5 protein-coding genes are annotated in these 5378 nt (G+C 76.1%); 4 read left to right on the forward strand and 1 reads right to left on the reverse strand.

All coding sequences use genetic code 11. The features are described 5' to 3' along the window. The 4 genes from ACOV8S_RS10005 to ACOV8S_RS10020 all read left to right on the forward strand — a co-directional run. A partial coding sequence (locus ACOV8S_RS10005) for a cysteine protease StiP domain-containing protein (protein ID WP_448317444.1) occupies window positions 1-1935 on the forward strand: 1935 nt, incomplete at its 5' end. Then, window positions 1932-2762 (forward strand): HAD family hydrolase, encoded by an 831-nt coding sequence (locus tag ACOV8S_RS10010; protein ID WP_448317445.1) that lies wholly within the window; start codon window positions 1932-1934, stop codon window positions 2760-2762. The genes ACOV8S_RS10005 and ACOV8S_RS10010, both read left to right, overlap by 4 nt. 213 nt (window positions 2763-2975) lie before the next feature. Beyond that, a complete protein-coding gene (locus tag ACOV8S_RS10015) occupies window positions 2976-3200 on the forward strand; it encodes an FmdB family zinc ribbon protein (protein WP_448317446.1) in 225 nt (74 codons plus the stop codon). 27 nt (window positions 3201-3227) lie between these two features. Next, complete coding sequence (locus ACOV8S_RS10020) at window positions 3228-4076, forward strand: class I SAM-dependent methyltransferase (protein WP_448317447.1); 849 nt, start codon at window positions 3228-3230, stop codon at window positions 4074-4076. Between the two features lie 58 nt (window positions 4077-4134). Here ACOV8S_RS10020 and ACOV8S_RS10025 read toward each other — a convergent pair. Next, the coding region (locus ACOV8S_RS10025; RefSeq protein ID WP_448317448.1) for a hypothetical protein at window positions 4135-5378 on the reverse strand (1244 nt) is incomplete at its 5' end.

Genomic DNA, 5378 nt, shown 5'->3' on the forward strand with positions numbered 1-5378 from the left:
GACCATGTCCTCGCGGCGCCGGGCGGCGCCCCGCGCCGCGAGGACATGGTCCCGCGGCAGCGCACGACCCCCGCCCCGCTCGCCCGCCGGGTGGACCTCGGCTGGCCCGAGGGCCTCCCCGACGGCGGCCGGCACGGCTTCACGCCGCACCACCGCGCCCGGCTCGACGCCGCCCTGCCCGCGATGACCGCGCGCCTCGCCGAGGCCCTGCCGGCCGGCGCCCGCCGCGGCCGCGTACTCGTCCTCGGCTTCGAGGAGCTGATGTACGCCCCGCTGCGCCTGGCCGCCGGGCTGGAACAGCTGCTCGCCGACGCGCGGGTGCGGTTCTCCACCACGACCCGCTCGCCCGTCCTCGCGGTCGACGACCCCGGCTACGCCATCCGCAGCCGCCTGGTCTTCCCCGCCCACGACGACCCGGCCGACGGGCCCGGCGACCGCTACGCGTACAACGTGGCCGGCGCCGGCTTCGACGCCGTGATCGCCGTCGTCGACTCCGCCGGCGACACCTCGGCGCTGCACGCCCCCGACGGCCTGCTCGCGCAGCTCGCCGCGCACACCCCGCACGTGCTGCTCGCCGTCGTCCCCAGTCACGTCCCGAGCGTCCAGGGCCGCGCCGCCGGTCCGGATCTCGCCGGTCACGACCCCGCGGGTCACGACCTCGCCGGTCACGACTCCGGCCGCGCCGCCCACGGCAACGTCTCCCGCCCCGCCCCCGCACGGACCGCCCGCGAGGGCGGCGCCGCGCGCGCATCCGAAAGGCCCGCCATGCTGCCGGAGCCCCTCCGCGGACCACACTTCTCCTCCTACGCCCCCGACGAAGTGGGCTGGCTGCTGCAGGACCTCTCCGACGTCACTCTCGAGGCGCCCACCGAGGAGCGCGAGGAGGCCATCCAGAGCGGCGGCGCCCACTACGCCGAGTCGCTGCCCGTCGAGTACCAGCCCAGCGAGGACTACCAGCGCCTCTTCCACGCCGCCCTGGACACCTCCGCCGCCCGGATCGCCGAGGCCGTCGGCGTGGTCACCGAGACCGTCCTCGCCGAGCGCGGCGCGCGCTCGGGGCGGACCGTGCTGGTCTCGCTGGCCCGCGCCGGAACCCCGGTCGGCGTCCTGATGCGCCGCTGGGCCCGCCACCGTCACGGCCTGGACCTGCCGCACTACGCCGTCTCCATCGTGCGCGGCCGCGGCATCGACGCCAACGCCCTGCGCTACCTCGCCGCCCACCACGACCCGCGCGACGTCGTGTTCGTCGACGGCTGGACCGGCAAGGGCGCCATCACCCGTGAACTCGCCGCCGCCATCGAGGAGTTCGAGGCGGCCGAAGGGATCACCGGCTTCGACCCGGAGATCGCGGTGCTCGCCGACCCGGGCTCGTGCGTGAGGACCTACGGCACCCGCGAGGACTTCCTCATCCCGTCCGCCTGCCTCAACTCGACCGTCTCCGGGCTCATTTCGCGCACCGTGCTGCGCTCCGACCTGGTCGGTCCGCACGACTACCACGGCGGCAAGTTCTACCGCGAGCTCGCGGACGCCGACGTCTCCGTCGCCTTCCTGGACGCCGTCTCCGCCCGCTTCGACGAGGTCACCGACGTGGCCCAGGCCCGCGCCAAGGAACTCGTCGCCGCGGACCGCACGCCCACCTGGGAGGGCTGGGCCGCCGTCGAACGGATCAGCGAGGAGTACGGCATCCACGACGTCAACCTGGTGAAGCCCGGCGTGGGCGAGACCACCCGGGTGCTGCTGCGCCGGGTACCGTGGAAGATCCTGGCCCTCAAGGACGCGGGCGCCGACCTTGACCACGTCCGGCTGCTCGCCGCACAGCGCGGGGTGCCGGTCGAGGAGGTGGACGAACTGCCGTACAGCTGCGTCGGACTCATCCACCCGCGCTACACGCGCGGGGCCACCGGCACCGACGGACGGGCGGTGGCCGCACGATGACCGAGTCCCATACCGGCGGCGCTCGCGCCGTCGTCGCCAGCGACCTGGACCGGACCCTGATCTACTCCACGGCCGCTCTCGCGCTCACCATGCCGGACCAGGACGCTCCCCGGCTGCTGTGCGTCGAGACCCACGAGCACAGACCGCTCTCCTTCATGACCGAGGCCGCGGCGGAACTCCTCGCCGAACTGGGCGAGGTCGCCAGCTTCGTGCCCACCACCACCCGCACCCGCGCCCAGTACGAGCGGATCAGCCTGCCCGGCCCGGCGCCGCGCCACGCGATCTGCGCCAACGGTGGCCACCTGCTGGTCGACGGTGTCTCCGACCCCGACTGGCAGCGCACGGTGGCGGCGCGGCTCGCCGAGGAGTGCGTGCCGCTGGAGGAGGTCTCCGAACACCTCCGGCGCACCGCCGACCCGCAGTGGCTGCTCAAGCACCGGATCGCCGAGGACCTCTTCGTCTACCTCGTGGTCCAGCGCGACCTGCTGCCCGACCAGTGGGTCAAGGACCTCGCCGAGTGGGCAGAGAACCGCGGCTGGACGGTCTCCCTCCAGGGCCGGAAGATCTACGCCGTGCCCAAGCCGCTCACCAAGAGCGCCGCGGTCCGCGAGGTCGCCCGGCGCACCGGCGCCGACCTCGTCCTCGGCGCCGGTGACTCCCTCCTCGACGCCGACCTCCTGCTGGCGGTGGACCGCGGCTGGCGCCCCAACCACGGCGAACTCGCCGACACGGGGTGGGGCGCGCCGACGGTCGTCCCCCTCGTCGAGCGCGGCGTGCTCGCCGGCGAGCGCATCCTGCGCGAATTCCTCACCGCCTCCCGCGCCTGACACCCGGGGACGGCGGCGCGGCCCGGTGCACCTCTCGGGCCGCGCCGCCGTCCCCAGGGGCCACCGCTCCCGCGGCACCTCCACGCTTCCGCGGGCGGCCGGCCCGCTTCTGCGGCACCTCCACGCTTCTGCGGGCGGCCGGCCCGCCCCACCACACCGGGCACCGGACGTCCGCGAGCCCCCCAACCGGCCGCCGCCCCGCATAATGACCCCATGCCTCGCTACGAGTACCGCTGCCGCAGCTGCGGCGACACGTTCGAACTCAGCCGCCCCATGGCGGAGTCCTCCGCCCCCGCCGCCTGCCCCGCGGGCCACGAGGACACCGCGAAGCTCCTCTCCACCGTCGCCGTCGGCGGCCGCTCCGCCGGCTCGGCGGCGTCCGCCCCCGCGCCCTCCGCCGGTGGGGGCGGCTGCTGCGGCGGAGGCTGCTGCGGCTGACAGCCCTCCGGCAGCGGACGTGCGCGGATGAGACGTGACGACAGCCCCCAGGAGACCCGGCGGCTGCGGCTGAGCCGCACCTTCGACGAGGACGCGGAGCTCTACGACCGCGTCCGGCCGGGCTACCCGCCCGAGCTGTACGACGACCTCGCCGACCTCACCGGCGCCCGCCCCGGGGCCCGGGTCCTCGAACTCGGCTGCGGAACCGGCCAGGCGACCGTGCCCCTGGCCGCCCGCGGCTACCGCGTCACGGCCCTCGACGCCGGCCCCCGGATGGCCGAGGTCGCCCGCCGCAACCTCGCCCACGCCCCGGCGGCGCGGGTCGTGACGACGGACTTCGAGACCTGGCCGCTCCCCGAGGAGCCGTACGACCTCGTGCTCTCGGCGACCGCGTTCCACTGGATCGACCCGGCCGTCCGCACGGTCAAGGCGGCCGAGGCGCTGCGCCCGGGCGGAGCCCTCGCCGTCGTGCGCACCCAGCACGTACAGGGCGGCACCGAGCAGTTCTTCATCGACGTCCAGCGCTGCTACGAACGCTTCGACCCGGACACCACACCCGGTCTGCGACCCCCCGCGCCCGAGGCCGTGGACAGTTCGGACCACGCCGAGGAGGTCACCCGCAGCGGCCGGTTCGGCCCCACCGTCGTCCGCCGCCACCTGCGCGACATCACCTACACCACCGCGGACTACCTGGACCTGCTCCGGAGCTACTCGAACCACCGGGCCTTGCCGCCACGCTCCAGGGACGGTCTGCTGAACTGCGTCGCGGCGCTGGTCGACGGCACGCACGGCGGCCGGGTGACCAAGCGCTACCTGCTGGAACTCGCGGTCTCCCGCAAGCACCCACCGGGCAAGTACCCACCGGGCAAGTACTGACCCGGCAAGCACCGACCCGGCAAGCACCGACCCGGGACGCCGACGGGCCCCGGCCCTCTCAGCCTCCCGCCCGCTCCTCCCGTATCGCGGCGACCACCCGCGCCACGTCCTCCCGGACGGCCCGCGTCTCCTCCAGGAAGTGCCACCAGTCCGGGTGCCGCCCCGCCTCCTCGACCTCCGTCGCGGCCCGCTCCAGCCGCGCCGCCGCCGCGTCCAGCGGAGCCGCGTGCCGGGGGTCCGGGCGGTGCCGTCCCGCCATCGCCAGCCGCTGCGCGTCCCTCACGGCGAACCGGGCGCGCTCCACCTCGGCCTGCGGGTCCTTGCGCACCGCCTCCAGCCGCCGCAGCCGGTCCCCGGCGGCCGACACCGCCTCGTCCGCCGAGTTGAGCAGCGCCCGCACCGTCGCCAGCAGCGCCGTCGCGTCGGCCCACCGCTGCTCCTGCCGCGCCGCCCGCGCCTCCGCCAGCCGCTCCCCGGCCTGCGCCACGCTCCGCGCCGCCTGCTCGGGCACCGGCTGCAGGTCCTGCCAGCAGGCCAGCGCGAAACCCCGCCGCAGCTCGCTCAGAACCGACTCGACCTGGGCCGTCCTCGTCTCCAGCGCCTCGGCCCGGGTCCGCAGCGACACCAGCCGCCGGTCGATCTCCACGGCCCGCTCCGGCAGCCGCGCCGCCTCGGCGCGCACCGCCTCCGCCTCCCGGGTGACCCGGTCGGCCCGCTGCAGCGTGGCGGCCACACCGTGCCGCCCGGCGCCCTCGTTGAGCAGCGTCAGCTCCGGCCCCAGCGCCGCCAGCCGCGCCGCCAGGTCGTCCGCCCGCAGCCCCGCGCCCCGGGCGGCGTCCAGCTGCTCGGCCGCGTTCCGCAACGCCTGCCGGGCCCGCTCCACCGCCGGCGCCAGCCGGGCCAGCTGCGTCTCCGCCTTGCCCAGCAGCGGCCCGAGCCCCTCGGCGAACCGCTCCAGCTCACGCCGCACCTGGTCCAGCTCGTCCCGCGCCCGGCTCAGCTGCTCCCGCGCCCGGCCGGCCGTGGCCGCGTCCAGGTCGTCACGGTCCAGGTCGTGCGCGTCGATCGCCTGGATGTACCGGTGGCTGACCTCGTCGACCCGCCCCCCGAAGTCCTCGAACGAGGCCAGCGCCCGCCGGGCCTCGGGGGAGTCGTCCACCGCCCTGATCGTCTCGATCGACAGCCGCATCTCCCGCTGGGCCGTGTCGAGCTCGTAGAACGCCTGCGCCGCCGCGTCCTTGGCCTCCTGCGCCTGGGCCCGCCGGTCGTCCGTCCGCCCCCCGAACCAGCGCCGCGTCCCCC

Source organism: Streptomyces sp. CO7 (assembly GCF_053474865.1).